Consider the following 23035-nt stretch of genomic DNA (forward strand, 5'->3'; position numbering starts at 1 on the left):
AATAATGGCTATCGAAATCAATGTACCGGACATCGGGGCTGATGAAGTTGAAATCACCGAGATCCTGGTCAAAGTAGGCGACAAAGTTGAAGCTGAACAGTCGCTGATCACCGTAGAAGGCGACAAAGCCTCTATGGAAGTCCCGTCTCCTCAGGCTGGCATCGTTAAAGAGATCAAAGTCTCTGTTGGCGATAAAACCGAGACTGGCAAACTGATCATGATTTTCGATTCCGCCGACGGTGCAGCAGCTGCTGCACCTGCGCAGGAAGAGAAGAAAGCCGCTCCGGCCGCCGCTGCTCCAGCAGCTGCCGCGAGCGCGAAAGAAGTGAACGTGCCTGACATCGGCGGTGACGAAGTTGAAGTCACTGAAATCCTGGTGAAAGTGGGCGACACCGTTGCGGCTGAGCAGTCACTGATCACCGTAGAAGGCGACAAAGCCTCTATGGAAGTGCCGGCTCCGTTCGCGGGTACCGTTAAAGAAATCAAGATCAACACCGGCGATAAAGTGTCTACCGGCTCCCTGATCATGGTCTTCGAAGTGGCGGGTGCTGCACCTGCTGCAGCGCCAGCGCAGGCCGCTGCTCCGGCTCCGGCTGCTGCACCAGCAGCTGCTGGCGGCGCGAAAGACGTTAACGTACCGGACATCGGCGGTGACGAAGTTGAAGTGACCGAAGTGATGGTGAAAGTGGGCGACAAAGTTGCCGCTGAACAGTCACTGATCACCGTTGAAGGCGACAAAGCTTCTATGGAAGTGCCAGCGCCGTTCGCGGGTACCGTTAAAGAGATTAAGATCAGCACCGGCGACAAAGTGTCTACCGGCTCTCTGATCATGGTCTTCGAAGTGGAAGGCGCTGCGCCTGCCGCAGCTCCGGCTGCCGCGGCTGCTCCAGCACCGGCTGCTGCACCGGCTCAGGCTGCTAAACCCGCCGCTGCCCCTGCTGCTAAAGCAGAAAAATCAGAGTTCGCTGAAAACGACGCTTACGTCCACGCTACCCCGCTGATTCGTCGCCTGGCGCGCGAGTTCGGTGTGAACCTGGCGAAAGTGAAAGGGACCGGCCGTAAGGGTCGTATCCTGCGCGAAGACGTTCAGACCTACGTGAAAGACGCGGTGAAACGCGCCGAAGCTGCACCAGCTGCAGCCGCCGGTGGCGGTATCCCGGGCATGCTGCCATGGCCGAAAGTGGACTTCAGCAAGTTCGGCGAAATCGAAGAAGTGGAGCTGGGCCGTATCCAGAAAATCTCTGGTGCTAACCTGAGCCGTAACTGGGTGATGATCCCGCACGTTACGCACTTCGACAAAACCGATATCACCGATCTGGAAGCGTTCCGTAAACAGCAGAACGCTGAAGCTGAGAAGCGCAAACTGGACGTGAAATTCACCCCAGTGGTCTTCATCATGAAAGCCGTTGCCGCTGCCCTTGAGCAGATGCCACGCTTCAACAGCTCCCTGTCCGAAGACGGCCAGAAGCTGACGCTGAAGAAATACATCAACATCGGTGTTGCGGTTGATACGCCAAATGGTCTGGTTGTTCCGGTCTTCAAAGACGTGAACAAGAAGAGCATCACTGAGCTGTCCCGTGAACTGACCGTGATCTCCAAGAAAGCGCGTGATGGTAAGCTGACTGCCGGCGAAATGCAGGGCGGCTGCTTCACTATCTCCAGCATCGGCGGCCTGGGTACCACCCACTTCGCGCCGATCGTTAACGCGCCGGAAGTGGCTATCCTCGGTGTGTCCAAGTCCGCGATGGAGCCGGTGTGGAATGGCAAAGAGTTCGTGCCGCGTCTGATGATGCCAATCTCTCTGTCCTTCGACCACCGCGTGATCGACGGTGCTGATGGTGCGCGCTTCATCACCATCATCAACAACATGCTGAGCGACATTCGCCGCCTGGTGATGTAATCGAAAAGCCGGCCAGTCGGCCGGCTTTTTTCTGATAATCTCATGGTGTTTGTGAGGTTATTGGCGAAAGCGACAATTCGTGAGCCGTTTGTTGTTTCAAAATTGTTAACAATTTTGTAAACTGCGGGCGGATAGAACGACCCGGTGGACGACGGGTATAAATTAAGAGGTCATGATGAGCACAGAAATCAAAACTCAGGTCGTAGTACTTGGGGCAGGCCCGGCAGGTTACTCCGCAGCATTCCGTGCAGCGGATTTAGGTCTGGAAACCGTCATCGTAGAACGTTACAGCACCCTCGGCGGTGTTTGTCTGAACGTCGGCTGTATCCCTTCTAAAGCGCTGCTGCACGTAGCGAAAGTTATCGAAGAAGCCAAAGCGCTGGCTGAACACGGTATCGTCTTCGGCGAGCCGAAAACCGATATCGACAAAATTCGTACCTGGAAAGAGAAAGTTATCACTCAGCTGACCGGCGGTCTGGCGGGTATGGCCAAAGGCCGTAAAGTGAAAGTGGTAAACGGTCTGGGTAAATTCACCGGTGCGAACACCCTGGAAGTGGAAGGCGAAAACGGCAAAACCGTGATCAACTTCGACAACGCGATCATCGCGGCAGGCTCTCGCCCAATCGAACTGCCATTCATTCCGCATGAAGATCCACGCGTGTGGGATTCCACCGATGCGCTGGAGCTGAAAACCGTTCCTAAGCGTCTGCTGGTCATGGGCGGCGGTATCATCGGTCTGGAAATGGGTACCGTATACCATGCGCTGGGTTCAGAGATCGACGTGGTTGAAATGTTCGACCAGGTTATCCCGGCTGCCGACAAAGACATCGTTAAAGTCTTCACCAAACGCATCAGCAAGAAATTCAACCTGATGCTGGAAACCAAAGTGACTGCCGTTGAAGCGAAAGAAGACGGTATTTACGTTTCCATGGAAGGCAAAAAAGCTCCATCCGAACCACAGCGTTACGACGCCGTGCTGGTGGCTATCGGCCGTGTGCCGAACGGTAAAAACCTCGACGCGGGCAAAGCTGGCGTGGAAGTGGATGACCGTGGCTTTATCCGCGTTGACAAGCAGCTGCGCACTAACGTGCCGCACATCTTTGCTATCGGCGATATCGTCGGTCAGCCAATGCTGGCGCACAAAGGTGTTCACGAAGGTCACGTTGCCGCTGAAGTTATCGCCGGCATGAAGCACTACTTCGATCCGAAAGTCATTCCATCTATCGCGTACACCGAGCCAGAAGTGGCATGGGTGGGTCTGACTGAGAAAGAAGCGAAAGAGAAAGGCATCAGCTACGAAACCGCCACCTTCCCGTGGGCTGCTTCTGGCCGTGCTATCGCTTCCGACTGCGCTGACGGTATGACCAAACTGATCTTCGACAAAGAGACTCACCGCGTCATCGGTGGTGCGATTGTCGGTACCAACGGCGGCGAGCTGCTGGGTGAAATCGGTCTGGCTATCGAAATGGGCTGTGACGCTGAAGACATCGCGCTGACCATCCACGCTCACCCGACTCTGCACGAGTCCGTGGGCCTGGCGGCAGAAGTGTTTGAAGGCAGCATCACCGACCTGCCAAACGCGAAAGCGAAGAAGAAATAAGTTTCTTCAGATGAAAAAAAGCGGCCAATGGCCGCTTTTTTTATGCGCTGCGTTCAGGGGGCCACAGGCTGCCAGGTTTTATCAGGGTTATACGCGGCTAGCGCCCGGGCTTTCTGCTCTGAATCGCTGCCGAGATCGGACTGATACACCTTGTCGTCCTGGTTTATCACAAAGCTCATTACGCCCGTCTGACCATAGCTGACCGGCCAGGCCACCATCGCGAAACCGTTGTTATCCGGCAGGATGCGGAAGCGATAGCCGTGATAGCCGGTACCTGGCTCTTTCGGGCTAAATGCCGGGCCGAGCGGGCTGGGCGCTTCGCCGGGCGAGGCAGGCCAGTACAAACCGTCTTTTTTGCCTTTCGAGCTGACAATCTTCTGCGCGTATTTCTGGTTCATCGCAAAATAGCTTTGCTGAGCATCAACATAGGCATGCAAGGCTTCAATGGCGGCGAGCTCATTACGCCCGATTTCACGGGTCAGGATCTCTTCAGCGCCTTCTTTGATGTCGAACTGCCAGCCTGCAGAGGTTTTGATCACCGGGATGGGAAGCTGCCAGCCGCTGTCTCCGACAACCAGGTGTGCCGTATCCCCTTCGACAACCGTGGTATGACGGACGTTCCAGTCGCGCAGGAAGCGATCGACAGCATCCGGATCAACGCCTTCGGGGGGCAGAAAATCGCGCCAGTTCTCTCCAAGCAGGTTGGTCATCGCGCTCTCATTATGCTCACTGATGGCTTTGGTCAGCGCATCGGTTGCCCGATCGGGCGTGCTAAAGGACTGCTGCGCCATCACCGGGGCCGAAAGCATGAATAACACCATTCCGCTCAGTAGTTTACGTTTCATGTCGGTTCCCTTAGCGATGTCGAATTTCACGACGTTCAGCACGTCCACCAGACGCCTGACGTGGCTGCTGCTGGCGCGCAGCGAGCTGTCTGCTTTGCGCACCGCGCTGCTGCTGCGCCTGCCAGTTCGCCGAGCGGCTGTCGTTACCGCTCAGCGCATTGGCCCGGGGCTGGCTGCTTCGCTGCTGGAGAGAGCGTTGCTGCGCGGGCTGCGAAACCCGCTTCTCTTGTCTCTGCGCGGTGGTCTGGCGGTTTTCTCGCTGCTGCGCGGTGCTCCGCTTCGCCGTCTGCGGTTTGGTGTCGTAGCCGCGGTAGTTATTGCGCTGCGAAATCTGCTTCAGCTGTTCGCCTGAGGCCTGACGCTGCACGTCTTTCGTTCCGTAGCGCGCCGTTTGGGGGAAGGTTTTGCCCGTGGATTTCTCCATCTGGCTTAGCGCGGCCTGACGCTGGCTATCGCGGTTAACCGGTTTTTGCTGCGCTGAGCTGAGCCCTGTGGCCGTGTTGGTGGAGTGGAAGCGAGTGTTAAGCTGGTTAGTCGGATAGGGCACGCCTTCCCGATAGGCCGGGTTGTGCTGCCAGGTGCGGTTGGCGTCCGTCAGGCGCTGTCCGCTGATTTTATTGAAGTTCTCAACGTTGATATTGATATTGTTATCGCCGTTGCGGTTATAGCCGCCGTGATTATCCCAGTCGCCATGGTGATGATCCCAGTCATCGTCATCATCCCAGTCGATGTTGCTGAAGATGGCATAGGTTGTGGCGACGCCCAGGCTGAAGCCTAAACCGTTTACGAAGCTGTTGCCAAACTGCTCCCCGGGTGTAGGCGGAAGATAGGTGGGCGGATAGGCGGCGTTTGGCCAGGTACCGTAAACCGTATTGGGGTTATAGGTCGGGACGTAAACAACCTGCGGATCGGCAGATTCAATTTTGATTACCGTTGGGGCGGGCGCGGACGTCGTGGTTGTTGTTGCCTCGGCGGTGCTGGTTTTCGCTGGCGCCGGTTTTGTCACGGTGGTGACCGTCTGCTGGGGCGTGGATTGTAAAGCGCCGGTCTTCTGCGCCAGCGCGCGCAGGCGCTGAACGGAATCCATCACGTCCTTCGGCTGCGCGAGAAACGCATCACCAAGATTTTGTACCCACGGCGGGTTTTCACCCATCAGGGACATAAGCTGAGGAAACGCGACCAGCGATTTTACGCTGGGATCCCAGGGCTGGCTGGCAACGGCCTGAATCGCGGCGTCCCCTTCCATTTTAGGGTTGTCTTTGGACCACTGCGCCGCCTGGATCACGTTGGCCGGATAGGTCGACGCCATTAAAATTTGCGACAGCAGGGCATCCGGGTAGAGCGCGATGGGAGCAACCCATTGATCGATTTGCGCGGCAGTGTAGGCTGGCGCGACAACAGGTGCGGGCTGGGCTGCGGCAGGCGCAGGTGCAGCCGGTTGTTGTGCGACGGGGGCCGGCGCGGCGGGCTCCGTGGCGCGGCCTTTGACAAACATGACGCCCGAGGCGGCAAACAGCCCGGCACTGCACACAAGGACGAGCAGATGTGGCTTAAAGGGCAACTTCATAAAATGACTCCAACGAGACAAGCGCTGTGCCGTGAGGCGTTACGGTTGGCGTGAGTATTATTCACCCGTCTTTTACAGTTTTGACTTTTATTGGGAAGCGTCCGGGACGTCCGGATAAAGAGTGTGAGTATTTATTACACAATTATATCTGATGAAGAAAAAACTGAAGCGTCACGGTGCAGAAGATACCGCAAAAAGATGCCCTGAATCCCCGCTACACCATGCTTAACGATTCAGCAAATTTTTTAATGTTGCTTTTTTGTAAACGGATTAACACTGTGCAGAAATCCTGCTATGCTGCCCGACGCGGTATCGGGCATTTACCCTACAAACTGCTGTCTCACAGGAGCGTGAAGAGAACGCCCGCCGCATATGACAATGAGAGCGAGGAGAACCGTCGTGCTAGAAGAATACCGTAAGCACGTAGCAGAACGTGCCGCCGAGGGAATTGTACCCAAACCTTTAGATGCAACCCAAATGGCCGCGCTCGTCGAGCTGCTGAAGAACCCGCCTAAGGGCGAAGAAGAATTCCTGTTAGATCTGCTGATCAACCGCGTACCGCCTGGCGTAGATGAAGCTGCCTACGTAAAAGCCGGATTCCTTGCTGCTATCGCCAAAGGCGAAGCCACCTCCCCACTGGTTACTCCTGAAAAAGCCATTGAACTGCTCGGCACCATGCAGGGTGGTTACAACATTCATCCGCTGATTGACGCGCTGGATAACGACAAGCTGGCACCGATTGCCGCTAAAGCGCTCTCGTCCACGCTGCTGATGTTCGATAACTTCTACGATGTGGAAGAAAAAGCCAAAGCAGGCAACGTCTATGCGAAGCAGGTGATGCAGTCCTGGGCTGATGCCGAATGGTTCCTGAACCGCCCAGCGCTGGCTGAAAAAATCACCGTTACCGTCTTTAAAGTGACCGGTGAAACCAACACCGATGACCTCTCTCCGGCACCGGACGCGTGGTCTCGCCCGGATATCCCTCTGCACGCCCTGGCGATGCTGAAAAACGCCCGTGAAGGTATTGAGCCGGATCAGCCGGGCAGCGTCGGCCCGATCAAACAGATCGAAGCCCTGCAGAAGAAAGGGTTCCCGCTGGCTTATGTGGGTGACGTTGTGGGTACCGGTTCTTCCCGTAAGTCCGCAACCAACTCCGTGCTGTGGTTCATGGGCGACGACATTCCGCACGTGCCGAACAAGCGCGGCGGCGGCCTGTGCCTCGGCGGCAAAATTGCGCCAATCTTCTTCAACACCATGGAAGATGCGGGCGCCCTGCCGATCGAAGTGGACGTTTCTAACCTGAACATGGGCGACGTGATTGACGTTTACCCGTACAAAGGCGAAGTGCGCAACCACGAGACCAACGAGCTGCTGGCAAGCTTCGAGCTGAAAACCGACGTGCTGATCGACGAAGTGCGTGCTGGTGGCCGTATCCCGCTGATCATTGGTCGTGGTCTGACTACCAAAGCGCGTGAAGCGCTGGGTCTGCCGCACTCTGACGTGTTCCGTCAGGCGAAAGACGTTGCTGAAAGCAACCGCGGTTATTCTCTGGCACAGAAAATGGTGGGGCGCGCGTGCGGCGTAGCCGGTATTCGTCCTGGCGCGTACTGCGAGCCTAAGATGACCTCCGTGGGCTCTCAGGACACCACTGGCCCAATGACCCGTGACGAACTGAAAGACCTGGCGTGCCTGGGCTTCTCTTCTGATCTGGTGATGCAGTCTTTCTGCCACACGGCGGCCTATCCGAAGCCGGTTGACGTGACCACGCACCACACGCTGCCAGACTTCATCATGAACCGCGGCGGCGTTTCCCTGCGTCCGGGTGACGGCGTAATCCACTCCTGGCTGAACCGCATGCTGCTGCCGGATACCGTCGGTACCGGCGGTGACTCCCATACCCGTTTCCCAATCGGTATCTCCTTCCCGGCGGGCTCCGGTCTGGTGGCGTTTGCTGCTGCGACCGGCGTGATGCCGCTGGATATGCCGGAATCGGTGCTGGTGCGCTTCAAAGGTAAAATGCAGCCGGGTATTACCCTGCGCGACCTGGTTCACGCGATCCCGCTGTATGCGATTAAACAGGGTCTGCTGACCGTTGAGAAGAAAGGGAAGAAAAACATCTTCTCTGGCCGCATTCTGGAAATTGAAGGTCTGCCGGATCTGAAAGTGGAGCAGGCGTTCGAGCTGACCGATGCTTCCGCCGAGCGCTCTGCGGCTGGCTGTACCATCAAGCTGAACAAAGAGCCGATTATCGAGTATCTGACCTCCAACATCGTGCTGCTGAAGTGGATGATTGCAGAAGGCTACGGCGACCGTCGTACGCTGGAGCGTCGTATCCAGGGCATGGAAAAATGGCTGGCCGATCCGCAGCTGCTGGAAGCCGATGCTGACGCAGAGTACGCGGCGGTGATCGACATCGATCTGGCGGATATCAAAGAGCCAATCCTGTGTGCACCTAACGATCCTGACGACGCGCGTCCGCTGTCTGAGGTTCAGGGCGAGAAGATCGACGAAGTGTTCATCGGATCCTGTATGACCAACATCGGTCACTTCCGTGCTGCCGGTAAGCTGCTGGATACCCACAAAGGCCAGCTGCCAACCCGTCTGTGGGTGGCGCCGCCAACCCGTATGGACGCGGCACAGCTGACCGAAGAGGGCTACTACAGCGTGTTTGGTAAGAGCGGGGCGCGTATCGAAATCCCTGGCTGTTCCCTGTGCATGGGCAACCAGGCGCGCGTAGCCGACGGTGCGACGGTGGTTTCCACCTCTACCCGTAACTTCCCGAACCGTTTAGGTACCGGTGCGAACGTCTTCCTGGCCTCTGCGGAGCTGGCGGCGGTTGCGGCGCTGATTGGCAAACTGCCAACGCCGGAAGAGTACCAGACCTTTGTGGCTCAGGTGGATAAGACCGCGGTGGATACCTATCGCTATCTGAACTTCGACCAGCTTTCTCAGTACACCGAGAAGGCCGACGGGGTTATCTTCCAGACGGCGGTATAAACAGCAAAACCGTCTCCATGAGACGGTTTTTAGTGTTTGCACCCTCTCCCGTGGGAGAGGGACGGGGTGAGGGCATCAGGCCGCAGGGTCTTGCTCTCACCTTTTTATTTTCATTCCTCCCACCTCTCCCGCTTTTTTTCTTCCTCGCTGCTGCGATAATTACCGTAATGGCTTTGCAGAGGAAAACACTATGGATTACGAATTTCTGCGCGACATCACCGGAGTGGTGAAAGTGCGTATGTCGATGGGCCACGAAGCCGTTGGACACTGGTTTAACGAAGAGGTGAAAGAAAATCTCGCACTTCTTGATGAGGTTGAACAGGCGGCAAATACGGTGAAAGGCAGTGAACGATCCTGGCAGTGCGCCGGGCATGAATATACGCTGTGGATGGACGGTGAAGAGGTCATGGTGCGTGCCAACCAGCTCGAGTTTTCAGGTGACGAGATGGAAGAGGGGATGAGCTACTATGACGAAGAAAGCCTGTCGATGTGCGGCGTAGAGGATTTCCTTCAGGTGGTAAATGCCTACCGCGACTTTATGAAACAGAAATAACAGCCCGGAGCATCCCTGCTCCGGCTTGCTTTTACACGGCCGGAATATTGCGGCCGTAGTAAATCTCGCGCATTTCTTTCCAGAGCAGGTCAGTAATCGCCTTACGCTCTTCTTCGCTCAAATCTTCCGGCTTCGTGTGGAACATATAGTGCTTAAGGTCGAATTCCTTAAGTAACATCTTGGTATGGAAGATATTTTCCTGATACACGTTCACGTCCATCATGTCGTACAGCGATTTCATGTCCTCGGACATAAAGTTCTGGATGGAGTTGATCTCGTGGTCGATGAAATGCTTCATGCCGTTGATATCGCGGGTAAAACCACGCACGCGATAATCAATGGTGACGATGTCCGATTCCAGTTGGTGGATTAAATAGTTCAGCGCGTTCAGCGGGGAAATCACGCCGCAGGTCGACACTTCAATATCGGCGCGGAACGTGCACAGCCCGCCTTCCGGGTGACTCTCCGGGTAGGTGTGCACGCAGATATGGCTTTTATCCAGGTGGGCCACGACCACTTCCGGCAGCGGGCCCGGATGTTCAGTTTTGTCGATTAGCTTCGGGTCGACCGGCTCTTCGCTGACCAGAATAGTCACGCTGGCGCCCTGAGGTTCATAATCCTGTCGGGCGATGTTCAGGATGTTTGCGCCGATAATGGAACAGGTTTCTGACAGGATCTCGGTCAGACGGTTGGCGTTGTAGAGTTCGTCGATATAGGCGATGTAACCATCGCGTTCTTCCGCTGTTTTGGCATAGCAGATATCGTAAATACAAAAACTCAGGCTTTTCGTCAGGTTGTTAAAGCCATGCAGTTTAAGCTTTTTCAATTAGCTCACCCCCTTAGTGGATAATGCGTCTTGCAGGTACTGCGGCAGAGCAAACGCTGCGGTATGGATAGCCGGATTGTAGTATCGGCACTGAAGACCGGCCTGATGGAAGCGGGCCTGAATAATTTCGGTGGAGAGATGGCGTAATACGTCGTTATCGGTCGCCCAGGCAAAGGTCATGATCCCGCCGTAGTATGTCGGAATGGCCGCCTGATAGAAGCTGACGTCATCGAAATAGGTGCTCAGCTTACGATGGCTGTCGAGCGCTTCATCCTGCTGCAGGAAGCAGACGCCATTTTGTGCGACGAAGATCCCGCCCGGGTTCAGGCAGCGCTTGCAGCCTTCGTAGAAGGAGGAGGTAAACAGCGACGCGCCGGGGCCGATAGGGTCGGTGCAGTCGGAGATAATGACGTCAAAGGTCTGCGAGGTCTGGTTAACAAAGTTAACGCCGTCGTCAATTACGAGGCTAAAGCGCGGATCGTCATAGCTACCGGCATTGTGGTTGGGCAGGTACTGGCGACAGAAAGAGACGACGCCCGCGTCGATTTCCACCATGGTGATGGTTTCAATGGAACGATGGCGGGACACTTCACGCAGCATTGCGCCGTCGCCGCCGCCGATAATCAGGACATGCTTCGCGTGTCCGTGCGCCAGCAGCGGAACGTGGGTCATCATTTCGTGATAGATAAACTCGTCGCGCTCGGTGGTTTGCACCACGCCGTCCAGCGCCATCACGCGGCCAAAGGCGGCGTTTTCGAAGATGATGAGATCCTGGTGATCGGTTTTCTCATGATAGAGCACGTTATCAACGGCAAAGTACTGACCAAACTGGTCATGCAGTGTTTCATGCCACAACGTGTGGTCGGCCATACGCGGACTCCTCCTTTGTTAACATCCGTTACGCTCACAAAAAATGAGCGAAACATGATAGCTAACTATAACCGTGGTTGCACGGCTATAGGTTCAACAGGGGGCGTCGGGAAGGTTATTTGACGTAGGCGAGCAGGCTGAGTGAGTCGCGAGCCAGCGCTTTACATTTTTTGGCAGTGGGAATACCAATACCGCTCAAGTCACGGTAGCTGTCTTCGCCGAGCGCCTTCATGTCGAAGCTGTCGTAGTTGCTGAGATCCCACTGGTTTTGCTGGGCAAAAAAGACCAGCGCGCGGCGAATCTGCCCGTTGGGTAAATTCTGGTAGCCACAATCATTTTTCAGGAATACAAAAACCGCCGTTAAATCGGCCATATCTTCCGCTTCATTTTCACTTAGCGCATAGCTGTTCGCACACATTGCCATCAGGCTTCCGAACAAAATTGTCCTGAAAAACGTCTTCATTGCTTCTACCACTTCTTCACGGAAAATTAACGTTAGCATACTTGATGCCGGTGCGACGATCTTTATTATTGCCGCTTGACTTGACCTTCCGGTAAGGGGAGGGTTTATGCTCAAAAGATCGCCTGCTGGAAATAAGGAAATGAACATGCAACGTCGTGATTTTTTAAAATATTCCGCTGTGCTGGGGGCTGCCAGCGCATTACCTCTCTGGAGCCGTGCGGTTTTCGCGGCCGACAGGCCTGCCTTACCCATTCCTGACTTACTGACCGCTGACGCCCGCAGCCGTATCCAGCTTGTGGTTCAGGCCGGTAAAACGACGTTCGGCGAGCACAACGCCACGACGTGGGGCTATAACGGCAATTTGCTCGGTCCGGCGCTTCAGCTACGTAAAGGGAAAGCGGTGACGGTGGATATCCACAACACGCTCGCCGAAGAGACGACGCTGCACTGGCACGGGCTGGAAGTGCCGGGCGAGGTGGACGGCGGGCCGCAGGGCATCATCAAAGCGGGCGGTACGCGCAGCGTCACTTTTACGCCCGATCAGCGCGCGGCGACCTGCTGGTTCCATCCGCATCAGCATGGCAAAACGGGCCATCAGGTGGCGATGGGGCTGGCGGGGCTGGTGCTGATTGAAGACGACGAAAGCCGCCTGCTGCGCCTGCCGAAACAGTGGGGCATCGACGATGTACCGGTGATTGTGCAGGACAAGAAATTCAACGCTGACGGGCAAATTGACTATCAGCTGGACGTGATGAGCGCGGCGGTAGGCTGGTTTGGCGACACGTTGCTGACCAACGGCGCCATTTACCCTCAGCACGCCGCGCCGAAAGGCTGGCTGCGCCTGCGCCTGCTCAACGGCTGTAACGCGCGCTCGCTCAATTTTGCCGCCAGCGATAAACGCCCGCTGTACGTGGTAGCCAGCGACGGCGGCCTGCTGCCGGAGCCGGTGAAGGTGAGCGAGCTGCCGATGCTCATGGGCGAACGCTTTGAGGTGCTGGTGGATATCAGCGACGGCAAGCCGTTTGACCTCGTGACGCTGCCGGTGAGCCAGATGGGAATGGCGGTCGCACCGTTTGATAAGCCGCATCCGGTGCTGCGTATTCAGCCGCTGCTGGTGGCCGCATCCGGCACGCTGCCTGATACGTTAACCACTTTGCCAGCCCTCCCGTCGCTGGAGGGGCTTACGCAGCGCAAGCTGCAGCTCTCCATGAACCCGATGCTCGATATGATGGGCATGCAGGCGCTGATGGCGAAATATGGCGATAAGGCGATGGCGGGGATGCAGCACGGCCAGATGATGGGCCACATGAATATGGACCACGGCAAAATGGGCGGCATGGGGAATATGAATCACGGCGACCATGGCTTTGATTTCCACAACGCCAACATGATCAACGGCAAAGCGTTCGACATGAACACGCCGATGTTTGCTGCGACAAAGGGTCAGCTTGAGCGCTGGGTGATTTCAGGCGAAGGGGACATGATGCTGCACCCGTTCCATATCCACGGCACCCAGTTCCGTATTCTCACAGAGAACGGCAAAGCGCCGGATGCGCATCGCGCGGGCTGGAAAGATACGGTGAGAGTGGAAGGCGGCGTCAGCGAGGTGCTGGTGAAGTTTGACCACGAGGCGCCGAAGGAGTTTGCCTATATGGCGCACTGCCACCTGCTGGAGCATGAGGATACGGGGATGATGCTGGGGTTCACGGTATAAAAAAAGCCGGGTGATCGCAGGTGCGGCCTGATGCCCTCACCCTGACCCTCTCCCACGGGGAGAGGGAACAAACACAAAAACGGCAACCGAAGTTGCCGTTTTGCTTTTATTTGCCTTCGTCAGGCAACGCATACGCGACGATATAGTCGCCCATCTTCGTGCCAAACGAACCGTGACCACCCGCTGAGATGACAACGTACTGCTTGCCATTCACTTCATAGGTCATCGGCGTGGCCTGGCCACCCGCCGGCAGACGGCCCTGCCACAGTTTTTCACCGTTGGTCATGTTGTACGCGCGCAGGTAGTTATCTGCGGTTGCCGCGATGAACAGCACGTTACCGGCGGTGGAAATTGGGCCACCCAGCATTGGCATACCCATATTGAACGGCACCGGAACAGGCATCGGGAACGGCATGCTGTCCTGTGGCGTACCAATACGTTTTTTCCATACGATCTGGTTAGTCTTCAGATCCAGACCGGAGATATAACCCCAGGCAGGCTGTTTACACGGCAGACCAAACGGCGACAGGAACGGGTTCAGCGTTACGCCAAACGGTACGCCGTACTGCGGCTGAATGCCGGCTTCGGTACCGCTGCCTTTCGCGTCTTTCGGCTGCTCCATTGGGTTGCCCGGACCGCGTGGGATCAGGCGGGAAACGAACGGCAGCGCCATCGGGTTGGCAATTGCCACCTGACGGTTAGGGTCAACGGAGATCCCGCCCCACTCGAACATCCCCAGGTTACCCGGGAAGACCAGCGTGCCCTGCTCAGACGGCGGCGTGAAGATGCCTTCATAGCGCAGCTGGTGGAACATCACGCGGCACACCAGCTGGTCAAACATGGTGGCACCCCACATGTCCGCACCGCTGAGGTCTTTCTTCGGACGGAAGCTCAGGTCAGAGAACGGCTGGGTTTTGCTGACGTAATCGCCTTTCGCCGCGCCCTGCGGAACCGGTTTTTCCGGTGCTGGCACAACCAGCTTACCGTTGCTGCGATCCAGCACGAAGATGTTGCCCGTCTTGGCCGGCGCGTAAATCACCGGAACGGTTTTGCCATCAACGGTAATGTCCGCCAGCGTCGGCTGGGACGGCATATCCATATCCCACAGATCGTGGTGAACGGTCTGGTAGCTCCATGCCAGCTTACCGGTGGTCGCATTCAGCGCCACGATAGCGCTCGCATAACGCTCCTGCTCCGGCGTGCGGTTACCGCCCCAGATATCTGGCGTGGTCACCCCCATTGGCAGATAGACCAGGTCCAGCTTCGCGTCATACGCCGCGGGCGCCCAGGAGTTTGGCGAGTTAAAGGTAAAGGTGTGCTCGTCCGACGGGATCGCGTTGGGATCTTTCGCGCCCGGGTCGAAGGCCCACAGCAGTTTACCGGTGTTCACGTCGAAACCACGGATTACGCCGGAGGTTTCACGCGTGGAGAAGTTATCCGTTACCGAACCGGCAATCACGATGGTTTTATCGGTGATGATTGGTGGTGAGGTTGGCTCATACAGACCCGGCGTGGTGTCCGGCATGTTGGTCTGCAGGTTCAGGATACCTTTGTTGGCAAAGGTTTCGCACAGCTTGCCCGTTTCGGCATTGATGGCGAACAGACGGCCATCGTTCACCGGCAGCATGATGCGGCGAGGACAGTCAGCAACCACTTCCGGGCTCGCATTATCGGCGCGCGCTTCATGGTAAGAGACGCCGCGGCAGGTGACGTGCTGGAAGGACGGGTTGGAGTTCAGCTGCGGATCGAAGTGCCATTTCTCTTTACCGGTGGCCGCGTCGAGCGCGAACAGACGCTGGTGCGCCGTACACAGGTAGAGCATATTGCCGACTTTAATCGGCGTGACTTCGTTGGTCAGTTCACCCGGATCGTTCGGCATCTTCAGGTCGCCGGTACGGAATACCCAGGCTTCCTTCAGGTTTTTAACGTTGTCCGCGTTGATCTGCTTCAGCGGAGAGTAGCGTTGACCTTCCTGGTTACGACCATACGCTGGCCAGTCGCCGTCAGCGACCTGCGAGATAGCCGCAGCAGGCGTGGATTCCGCGTTCAGCGTACCGTTGATCTCCTGCGGGTCATTAAAGCCGGCCCAGGTCAGAATGCCGCCGGTAATCAGCAGGGCAACAACCAGGCCTGCCACCGCACCGCTGGACGGCACAATCAGGCGACGCCACACGAACGGCAGGATCAGCCAGATACCGAAGAAGACCAGGATGTCGCTGCGCGGCGTCAGTGCCCAGAAGTCGAACCCGACTTCCCAGACGCCCCAGATCATGGTGGCAAGAAGGAGGGCGGCATACAGCCACAGTGCAGATTGTTTTCTACGCAACAGCAGGACGGTTACGCCAACCATAACCAGACCCGCAATCGGGTAGTACCAGGAGCCGCCTAAAGCGACCAGCCAGACGCCACCGATTAACAGATACAGCGCGCAGAAGGCTGCGAATGCGGCTGTTAATGTCACCAGTAGACGCGGCTGTTTAGAGTTTGTTTCAGCCATAGAAAGTGTACTCGTCAGTTTTTGTTAATAATTTGCTAGCAACTAATTATAGGTATTAACAAGTGTGATCGGAATCACAATATTTGCTTTTTATAACTCATACGCCAGGGTTATCCATTTGCTGATATAATGGCTGGCTTGCGTATCGATGCCGGAGATGAATTCACCAGCATTGAGAGATTTTCATTAAAATCATTTGGTTAGTAATATGAAACATACTGTTGAAGTGATGATCCCGGAAGCCGAGATCAAAGCGCGTATCGCCGAACTGGGTCGTCAAATCACCGAACATTACAAGGACAGCGGCAGCGAAATGGTGCTGGTCGGTCTGTTGCGCGGCTCTTTCATGTTCATGGCAGACCTGTGCCGTGAGGTGCATGTGCCCCATGAGGTCGATTTTATGACCGCCTCCAGCTACGGCAGCGGCATGTCCACTACCCGTGATGTGAAAATCCTGAAAGATCTGGATGAAGATATTCGTGGCAAAGATGTGTTGATCGTTGAGGACATCATCGACTCCGGCAACACGCTGTCAAAAGTGCGCGAGATCCTGAGCCTGCGCGAGCCAAAATCTCTGGCGATTTGTACGCTGCTGGATAAACCCGACCGTCGTGAAGTGCAGGTGCCGGTAGAGTTCGTGGGCTTCTCGATTCCTGACGAATTCGTCGTCGGTTACGGCATTGACTACGCGCAGCGCTATCGTCATCTGCCGTATGTGGGGAAAGTGGTACTGCTGGACGAGTAATCGAGGGCTGATGTCCTCACCCCGGCCCTCTCCCACAGGGAGAGGGAGAAAATCCCCGGCTTTATTTATGATTTACATGCTTAAGCTGAAGGTTGGCAATCCCCGAACGGTAACGCTGCTCCAGCGTTTCGCGGTTGGTGGCGGTCACTTCCAGATTGCGCAGCAGGCCATCGTGAATCCCGTACGCCCAGCCGTGGATAGAGACCTTCTGCCCGCGTTTCCACGCTGATTGCATGATCGTTGAGTGGCCCAGGTTATACACCTGCTCCATCACGTTGAGTTCGCAAAGGGTATCCATACGACGCTCCTGCGGCATTTCGCCCAGCAGTGAGCTATGTTTGAACCAGATATCGCGGATGTGCAGTAGCCAGTTATCAATGAGCCCCAGTTCCGTGTTTTCAACCGCCGCCTGCACGCCGCCGCAGCCATAATGGCCGCAAATGATGATGTGCTCGACTTGCAGAACGTCCACGGCATACTGAACAACAGAAAGACAGTTGAGATCGGTGTGAATCACGAGATTGGCGACATTGCGGTGAACAAACAGTTCGCCGGGTTCAAGGCCGGTCAGGCGCTCCGCCGGTACGCGGCTGTCGGAACATCCAATCCAGAGAAAGCGTGGGTTCTGCGCCTGCGCGAGTTTTCCAAAAAATCCGGGGTCTTCCTCCACCAGCATTTTTGACCATAGTGCATTGTTGCTGATGAGTGTATCTATGTTGTTCATGGAGGTTAGCGACCTGTAACCGAGTTATTGCGTTGCGCTACTATAGGGTAACCCGACTTTTAATGAAACCACACAACGTGTGTAAGAACTGAAGGTAAGTTAATTTCATGGCAATTGCACTGGAGCTTGAGCAGCTTAAAAAAACCTATCCGGGTGGCGTTCAGGCGCTACGCGGAATAGATCTGAAAGTAGAGGCCGGCGATTTTTACGCGCTTCTGGGGCCGAACGGGGCCGGGAAATCGACCACCATTGGGATTATCAGCTCGCTGGTCAATAAAACGTCCGGCCGGGTGAGCGTCTTTGGGTACGACCTGCAAAAAGATGTGGTGAACGCCAAGCGCCAGCTGGGGCTGGTTCCGCAGGAGTTCAACTTCAACCCGTTCGAGACGGTGCAGCAGATTGTGGTTAACCAGGCGGGCTATTACGGCGTTGAGCGTAAAGAGGCCCTGGAGCGTAGCGAAAAATACCTTAAGCAGCTCGATCTGTGGGAAAAGCGTAACGAACGTGCGCGCATGTTGTCCGGCGGGATGAAGCGCCGCCTGATGATCGCCCGTGCGCTGATGCACGAGCCAAAGCTGCTGATCCTCGATGAGCCGACTGCGGGTGTCGATATCGAACTTCGTCGTTCCATGTGGGGCTTCCTGAAAGATCTCAACGACAAAGGCACCACCATTATTCTGACCACCCACTACCTTGAAGAGGCTGAAATGCTGTGCCGCAATATCGGCATCATTCAGCACGGCGAGCTGGTGGAAAACACCTCGATGAAGAATCTGCTCTCCAAGCTGAAATCCGAAACCTTCATTCTCGATCTGGCGGCGAAAAGCGCGCTGCCAAAACTTGAAGGTTACAACTATCGTCTGGTGGATACCTCGACGCTGGAAGTGGAAGTGCTGCGCGAGCAGGGGATTAACAGCGTGTTCTCACAGCTGAGCGCGCAGGGGATTCAGGTTTTAAGTATGCGTAACAAAGCGAACCGACTGGAAGAGCTGTTTGTCTCTCTGGTACATGACAAACAAGGAGACAAGGCATGACGCATCTTTACTGGGTCGCGCTGAAAAGTATCTGGGCGAAAGAGATCAACCGCTTTATGCGTATCTGGGTGCAAACCCTGGTGCCGCCGGTCATCACGATGACGCTCTATTTCATCATCTTCGGTAACCTGATTGGCTCCCGGATTGGTGAGATGCACGGCTTTACCTATATGCAGTTTATCGTGCCGGGCCTGATCATGATGGCGGTGATCACTAACGCCTATGCCAACGTGGCGTCGTCGTTTTTCAGCGCCAAGTTCCAGCGCAATATTGAAGAGCTGCTGGTCGCGCCGGTGCCGACGCACGTCATTATCGCGGGCTATGTCGGCGGCGGCGTGGCGCGCGGGCTGTGCGTGGGGATCCTGGTCACGGCGATTTCGCTGTTCTTCGTGCCGTTCCAGGTCCACTCGTGGCTGTTTGTCGCGCTGACGCTGCTCCTGACGGCGATCCTCTTCTCGCTGGCCGGTCTGCTGAACGCCGTGTTCGCCAAAACGTTTGACGACATCAGCCTGATCCCGACCTTCGTGCTGACGCCGCTGACCTATCTCGGCGGGGTGTTCTACTCCCTGACGCTGCTGCCACCGTTCTGGCAGGCGCTGTCGCACCTGAACCCGATTGTCTACATGATCAGCGGGTTCCGCTTTGGCTTCCTCGGCATCACCGATGTGCCGCTGTTTACCACGGTGGCGGTACTGGTGGTGTTCATCATCGCCTTCTACCTGCTCTGCTGGTCGCTGATCCAGCGCGGACGCGGGCTGCGCAGCTAATCTTTTGCCCGGCGACGCTCTGTTTGCCGGGCACTTTCTTTGACAGTTATCACCGTAAGCTAACCTTCACTCCGCTAAACTACTTGCCTGCTAAGGAGGGAGTTATGCTGGGATGGGTTATCACCTGCCACGATGAACAGGCGCAGGAAATGCTGGATAAGCTTGAAGCCAGATTTGGCCCGCTGGTGCAATGCCGGGCGGTAAACTACTGGCGCGGGTTGAGCACCAACATGCTGAGCCGCATGATGTGCGATGCCCTGCATGAAACGGACACCGGGGATGGCGTGATTTTTCTTACCGATAAATCGGGCGCGGCGCCTTACCGCGCAGCCGCGTTGCTGAGTCATAAGCACGCGTGCTGTGAAGTGATCTCGGGTATTAACTTTTCCCTGCTGGCGTTAATGTATCCGCAGCGTGGATCCTTAAGCAGCGCAGAGTTTCGCCAGGCCATCGTGGCGCAGGGCGTTCCGGGCGTCAGCAGCTTGTGGCATCAGCAGCAAAAAAATCCTCCCTTCGTCCTGCTCCACGATTTGTATAAGAATTAAACGTGGGTATTGATGTCTCATTTGTTACAATAGCGGCAGTTTTCCGCACCGATTAAGACACCATGCTACCGCGCATTCTTTTCTTGCTATTGATGCTCATTTCCGGCCTCAGCTCAGCCAGTTTACTCAGTCAGCACACGCTGCCTGCCCAGTACATGCAAACCACCGAAGACGCGGCGATCTGGGCGCAGGTGGGGAACAGCGTGATCAACGTCGGTAACGTGCGCGCCGGGCAGATCCTGGCCGTTGTGCCCGCGGCGGCGGACTACTACGAATTTCGCTTCGGTTTTGGCACGGGGTTTATCGACAAGGGCCACCTGGAGCCGGTTCAGGGGAAACAGCGCGTCGAGGACAGCCTCGGGGATCTCAATAAGCCCCTGAGCAATCAGAACCTTATTACCTGGAAAGACACGCCGGTGTATAACGCGCCGTCGAGCGGCAGCGCGCCGTTCGGCACGTTAAGCGCCAATCTGCGCTATCCCATACTGAATAAACTGAAAGACCGTCTGAATCAGACCTGGTTCGAGATCCGCATCGGCAATCGTCTGGCATGGATCAGCAGCCTGGACGCGCAGGAAGATAACGGCCTTCCGGTTCTGACCTACCATCATATTTTGCGTGATGAAGAAAACACGCGCTTTCGACATACGTCCACAACGACCAGCGTACGTGCGTTCAACAACCAGATGGCCTGGCTACGCGATCAGGGCTATACCACCCTGACGATGTACCAGCTTGAAGGGTACGTGCGTAACAAAATGAACCTGCCTGCAAAATCGGTGGTGATTACCTTTGACGACGGCCTGAAATCCGTCAGCCGCTATGCCTATCCTGTGCTGAAAGAGTACGGCTTCAAGGCTACCGCGTTTATTATCTCTTCCCGTATAAAGGGCCATCCGCAGAAGTGGGATCCAAAATCGCTGCAGTTTATGAGCGTGCAGGAGATTAAGGGGATTCAGGATGTGTTCGATATTCAGTCCCACACCCACTTCCTGCACCGCGTGGATGGGTATAAGCACCCGATTTTACTGAGCCGCAGCTATCACGTGATTTTGTTTGATTTTGAACGCTCGCGTCGCGCGCTGGCGCAGTTTAATCCACGCGTGCTCTATCTTTCCTATCCGTTTGGCGGCTACGACAATAAGGCGATAAAGGCGGCGAATGATGCCGGTTTCCATCTGGCGGTGACGACGGTGAAAGGGAAGGTGAAGCCGGGGGATAATCCGTTCTTACTGAAACGCCTGTACATCTTAAGGACGGATTCGCTGGAGACCATGTCGCGGCTGATCAGCAATCAGCCGCAGGGATAGTGCTTAAGCAACCTGAACCGGAATCGCCTTCGCGGTACGTTTCATGTCGTTGTCGCCTTCAAAGTAGGCAACTTTCGGCTGCCAGCGGCGCGCTTCTTCATCAGACATCATCACGAAGCTGGCGATAATCACAATATCGCCCACGTCCGCGCAGTGCGCTGCCGCGCCGTTAACGGAGATGATTTTAGACCCGCGCTCGGCGGCGATGGCGTAGGTGGAGAAACGTTTGCCGTTGTTAACGTTCCAGATATCAATCGCTTCGTTTTCAAGGATGCCCGCAGCATCAAGGAAATCCTGGTCGATGGCGCAGGAGCCTTCATAGTGCAGGTCGGCCTGGGTGACTTTCACACGGTGAAGCTTACCTTGCAGCATTTTGCGAATCATTACGTTTACCTTTCATCTTCCGGGTAGAGAAACCTACGCCAGTTCAACCACTTTGTTGTCGATTAGGCGGGCCTGACCAAGCCATGCCGCCACCAGAATGACCGCACGTTTGCTGGTCTGTGTAAGCTCCAGAAGCGTGTCGGCATCGCGAATTTGAATATCATCAGCGCGGAAGCCTTTATCGTTCAGCGCCTGTTCAGCCAGAGCAATAATCTCTTCGGCAGTTAACTCTTTCGCCAGCAGCTGTTCTGCCATGGTGTTCATGACCTTGCTTAAGCCCGGCGCGATTTTACGCTGGTCGGCGGTCAGGTAGCCATTTCGCGAGCTGAGCGCCAGACCGTCTTTCGCGCGTACAATCGGTACGCCGACAATCTCGATATCGTAGCCCATATCCGCAACCATCTTGCGGATCAGCGCCAGCTGCTGGAAATCTTTCTCACCGAAGCAGGCAACGTCCGGCTGCACCAGGTTGAACAGCTTGCTGACGATGGTCGATACGCCGCGGAAATGACCCGGGCGGCTTGCGCCTTCCAGCATGGTGGAAATGCCCGGTACGTCAACGTAAGTGGCCTCATCGGTACCCTGAGGATAGACATCCGCCGGTGCCGGAGAGAAGACAATATCCGCATGGCGTTTTTTGAGCTTCTCGCAATCTTCCTGCAGGGTGCGCGGATAGCGTGCCAGATCGTCGGCGCGGTCAAACTGCATTGGGTTAACGAAGATACTGACCACCACGATATCTGCACGGGCTCTTGCTTCGTCAACCAGCTTCATATGGCCGTCATGCAGGTTGCCCATGGTCGGGACCAGTGCGATACGTTTACCTTCCTGACGCGCACGACGGATATGCTGGCGCAGCAGCGGCAGGGTTTCAATGATTAGCACAACGAGACTCCTTAATGGAAACTGTGTTCTTCACCCGGGTAAACACCGGATTCAACGTCGGCAATATACTGCCTGACCGCAGCGCGCATGTCGCCCGCTTCGGTGAGGAAATTTTTGGCAAACTTCGGAATATGCCCGCCGGTGATGCCAAAGGCGTCGTGCATCACCAGGATCTGACCGTCGGTCACGTTGCCTGCGCCAATACCAATCACCGGAATCGACAGGGCTTCAGTAATACGCTTCGCCAGCTCAACCGGCACGCACTCCAGCACCAGCAGCTGGGCGCCTGCGGCTTCCAGCGCCAGGGCATCATCAAACAGCGTCTGGGCGGCGTCACCGCGGCCCTGCACTTTATATCCACCAAAGATGTTGACGGACTGCGGCGTCAAGCCCAAATGGCCGCACACCGGCACGGCGCGCTCGGTGAGCATCTTCACCGTATCCACCAGCCAGGCGCCGCCTTCAATTTTGACCATGTTAGCGCCAGCACGCATGACCGCTGCCGCGTTTTCGAATGCCTGCTCCGGCGTGGCATAGGCCATAAACGGCAGATCGGAAAGCAGCAGGCAGGCTGGAGCCCCGCGGCGCACCGCACGCGTGTGGTAAGCGATATCCTCAACCGTGACCGGCAGGGTGGAATCATGTCCTTGTACCGTCATCCCTAACGAATCTCCGACCAGCATGACGTTGATACCCTCTTCGGCAAAGAGTTTGGCGAAGCTGTAGTCATACGCGGTGATGGTGGCGAAGCGTTTTTTTTCCTGTTTGCATTTCTGCAGTAAGGAGATGGTGGTTGGTTTCATACTGTT

At 56.0% G+C, this 23035-nt stretch carries 20 protein-coding genes; 10 read left to right on the forward strand and 10 right to left on the reverse strand.

From position 1 onward, the window contains the following. Positions 1-4: 4 nt before the first annotated feature. Positions 5-1900, forward strand: coding sequence for a pyruvate dehydrogenase complex dihydrolipoyllysine-residue acetyltransferase (aceF, locus tag NI40_RS03640; RefSeq protein WP_039260787.1), 1896 nt, complete (start codon positions 5-7; stop codon positions 1898-1900). Between the two features lie 175 nt (positions 1901-2075). Continuing rightward, positions 2076-3500: a dihydrolipoyl dehydrogenase gene (lpdA, locus tag NI40_RS03645; protein WP_003856313.1), complete on the forward strand. Its 1425-nt coding sequence runs from the start codon at positions 2076-2078 to the stop codon at positions 3498-3500. Positions 3501-3553: 53 nt separating this feature from the next. On the opposite strand, the gene NI40_RS03650 is transcribed toward lpdA, so the two are convergent. Next, a complete protein-coding gene (locus tag NI40_RS03650) occupies positions 3554-4345 on the reverse strand; it encodes a DUF2950 family protein (RefSeq protein WP_039260923.1) in 792 nt (263 codons plus the stop codon). A 10-nt stretch (positions 4346-4355) separates the two neighbouring features. Further along, a complete protein-coding gene (locus NI40_RS03655; protein WP_039260784.1) occupies positions 4356-5912 on the reverse strand; it encodes a DUF3300 domain-containing protein in 1557 nt (518 codons plus the stop codon). A 399-nt stretch (positions 5913-6311) separates the two neighbouring features. Here NI40_RS03655 and acnB point away from each other — a divergent pair, with 399 nt between their 5' ends. After that, positions 6312-8909, forward strand: a complete 2598-nt coding sequence (acnB, locus tag NI40_RS03660; RefSeq protein ID WP_033144650.1) for a bifunctional aconitate hydratase 2/2-methylisocitrate dehydratase — start codon at positions 6312-6314, stop codon at positions 8907-8909. A 190-nt stretch (positions 8910-9099) separates the two neighbouring features. Beyond that, entirely contained in the window at positions 9100-9462 is a 363-nt protein-coding gene (gene yacL / locus NI40_RS03665; protein ID WP_039260781.1) for a protein YacL, read from the forward strand. A gap of 31 nt (positions 9463-9493) precedes the next feature. On the opposite strand, the gene speD is transcribed toward yacL, so the two are convergent. The 3 genes from speD to NI40_RS03680 form a co-directional block, all read right to left on the reverse strand. Next, positions 9494-10288, reverse strand: coding sequence for an adenosylmethionine decarboxylase (speD, locus tag NI40_RS03670; protein ID WP_032649781.1), 795 nt, complete (start codon positions 10286-10288; stop codon positions 9494-9496). Continuing rightward, positions 10289-11158 carry a polyamine aminopropyltransferase gene (gene speE / locus NI40_RS03675; RefSeq protein ID WP_023310424.1) on the reverse strand — a complete coding sequence of 290 codons (870 nt, stop codon included), beginning with the start codon at positions 11156-11158 and terminating at the stop codon, positions 10289-10291. A gap of 115 nt (positions 11159-11273) precedes the next feature. Then, positions 11274-11621: a YacC family pilotin-like protein gene (locus NI40_RS03680; protein WP_014882582.1), complete on the reverse strand. Its 348-nt coding sequence runs from the start codon at positions 11619-11621 to the stop codon at positions 11274-11276. Positions 11622-11766: 145 nt separating this feature from the next. Between NI40_RS03680 and cueO the strand changes: the two genes are divergently transcribed. After that, positions 11767-13335 carry a multicopper oxidase CueO gene (gene cueO, locus NI40_RS03685; protein ID WP_039260777.1) on the forward strand — a complete coding sequence of 523 codons (1569 nt, stop codon included), beginning with the start codon at positions 11767-11769 and terminating at the stop codon, positions 13333-13335. Positions 13336-13441: 106 nt separating this feature from the next. On the opposite strand, the gene NI40_RS03690 is transcribed toward cueO, so the two are convergent. Beyond that, positions 13442-15832 carry a glucose/quinate/shikimate family membrane-bound PQQ-dependent dehydrogenase gene (locus tag NI40_RS03690; protein ID WP_039260774.1) on the reverse strand — a complete coding sequence of 797 codons (2391 nt, stop codon included), beginning with the start codon at positions 15830-15832 and terminating at the stop codon, positions 13442-13444. A 208-nt stretch (positions 15833-16040) separates the two neighbouring features. Between NI40_RS03690 and hpt the strand changes: the two genes are divergently transcribed. Then, positions 16041-16577 carry a hypoxanthine phosphoribosyltransferase gene (gene hpt, locus NI40_RS03695; protein ID WP_008501948.1) on the forward strand — a complete coding sequence of 179 codons (537 nt, stop codon included), beginning with the start codon at positions 16041-16043 and terminating at the stop codon, positions 16575-16577. A gap of 61 nt (positions 16578-16638) precedes the next feature. Here the strand turns inward: hpt and can are convergent, their stop codons facing one another. Beyond that, a complete protein-coding gene (gene can / locus NI40_RS03700; protein ID WP_008501947.1) occupies positions 16639-17301 on the reverse strand; it encodes a carbonate dehydratase in 663 nt (220 codons plus the stop codon). A gap of 107 nt (positions 17302-17408) precedes the next feature. Here can and NI40_RS03705 point away from each other — a divergent pair, with 107 nt between their 5' ends. The 4 genes from NI40_RS03705 to NI40_RS03720 all read left to right on the forward strand — a co-directional run bounded on the left by NI40_RS03705 (position 17409) and on the right by NI40_RS03720 (position 20957). Further along, entirely contained in the window at positions 17409-18335 is a 927-nt protein-coding gene (locus NI40_RS03705) for an ABC transporter ATP-binding protein (protein WP_003856300.1), read from the forward strand. Beyond that, entirely contained in the window at positions 18332-19102 is a 771-nt protein-coding gene (locus tag NI40_RS03710; protein WP_023310428.1) for an ABC transporter permease, read from the forward strand. The genes NI40_RS03705 and NI40_RS03710 overlap by 4 nt, the downstream gene beginning before the upstream one ends. Positions 19103-19206: 104 nt before the next feature. Continuing rightward, on the forward strand, positions 19207-19647 hold the full coding sequence (locus NI40_RS03715) for a PTS sugar transporter subunit IIA (protein ID WP_033144654.1): 441 nt from the start codon (positions 19207-19209) through the stop codon (positions 19645-19647). Positions 19648-19709: 62 nt separating this feature from the next. Further along, positions 19710-20957 carry a polysaccharide deacetylase family protein gene (locus NI40_RS03720; RefSeq protein WP_039260771.1) on the forward strand — a complete coding sequence of 416 codons (1248 nt, stop codon included), beginning with the start codon at positions 19710-19712 and terminating at the stop codon, positions 20955-20957. Between the two features lie 3 nt (positions 20958-20960). On the opposite strand, the gene panD is transcribed toward NI40_RS03720, so the two are convergent. Genes panD through panB form a run of 3 tightly spaced genes read right to left on the reverse strand, consistent with a single transcriptional unit; the run spans position 20961 to position 23029 of the window. Next, positions 20961-21341, reverse strand: a complete 381-nt coding sequence (gene panD, locus NI40_RS03725; protein ID WP_006810068.1) for an aspartate 1-decarboxylase — start codon at positions 21339-21341, stop codon at positions 20961-20963. 33 nt (positions 21342-21374) lie between these two features. Continuing rightward, positions 21375-22226 (reverse strand): pantoate--beta-alanine ligase, encoded by an 852-nt coding sequence (panC, locus tag NI40_RS03730; RefSeq protein WP_023310431.1) that lies wholly within the window; start codon positions 22224-22226, stop codon positions 21375-21377. 11 nt (positions 22227-22237) lie between these two features. Further along, complete coding sequence (panB, locus tag NI40_RS03735) at positions 22238-23029, reverse strand: 3-methyl-2-oxobutanoate hydroxymethyltransferase (protein ID WP_014882600.1); 792 nt, start codon at positions 23027-23029, stop codon at positions 22238-22240. Positions 23030-23035 lie beyond the last annotated feature (6 nt).

The organism is Enterobacter sp. E20 (genome assembly GCF_000801755.2).
GTDB lineage: Bacteria > Pseudomonadota > Gammaproteobacteria > Enterobacterales > Enterobacteriaceae > Enterobacter > Enterobacter asburiae_B.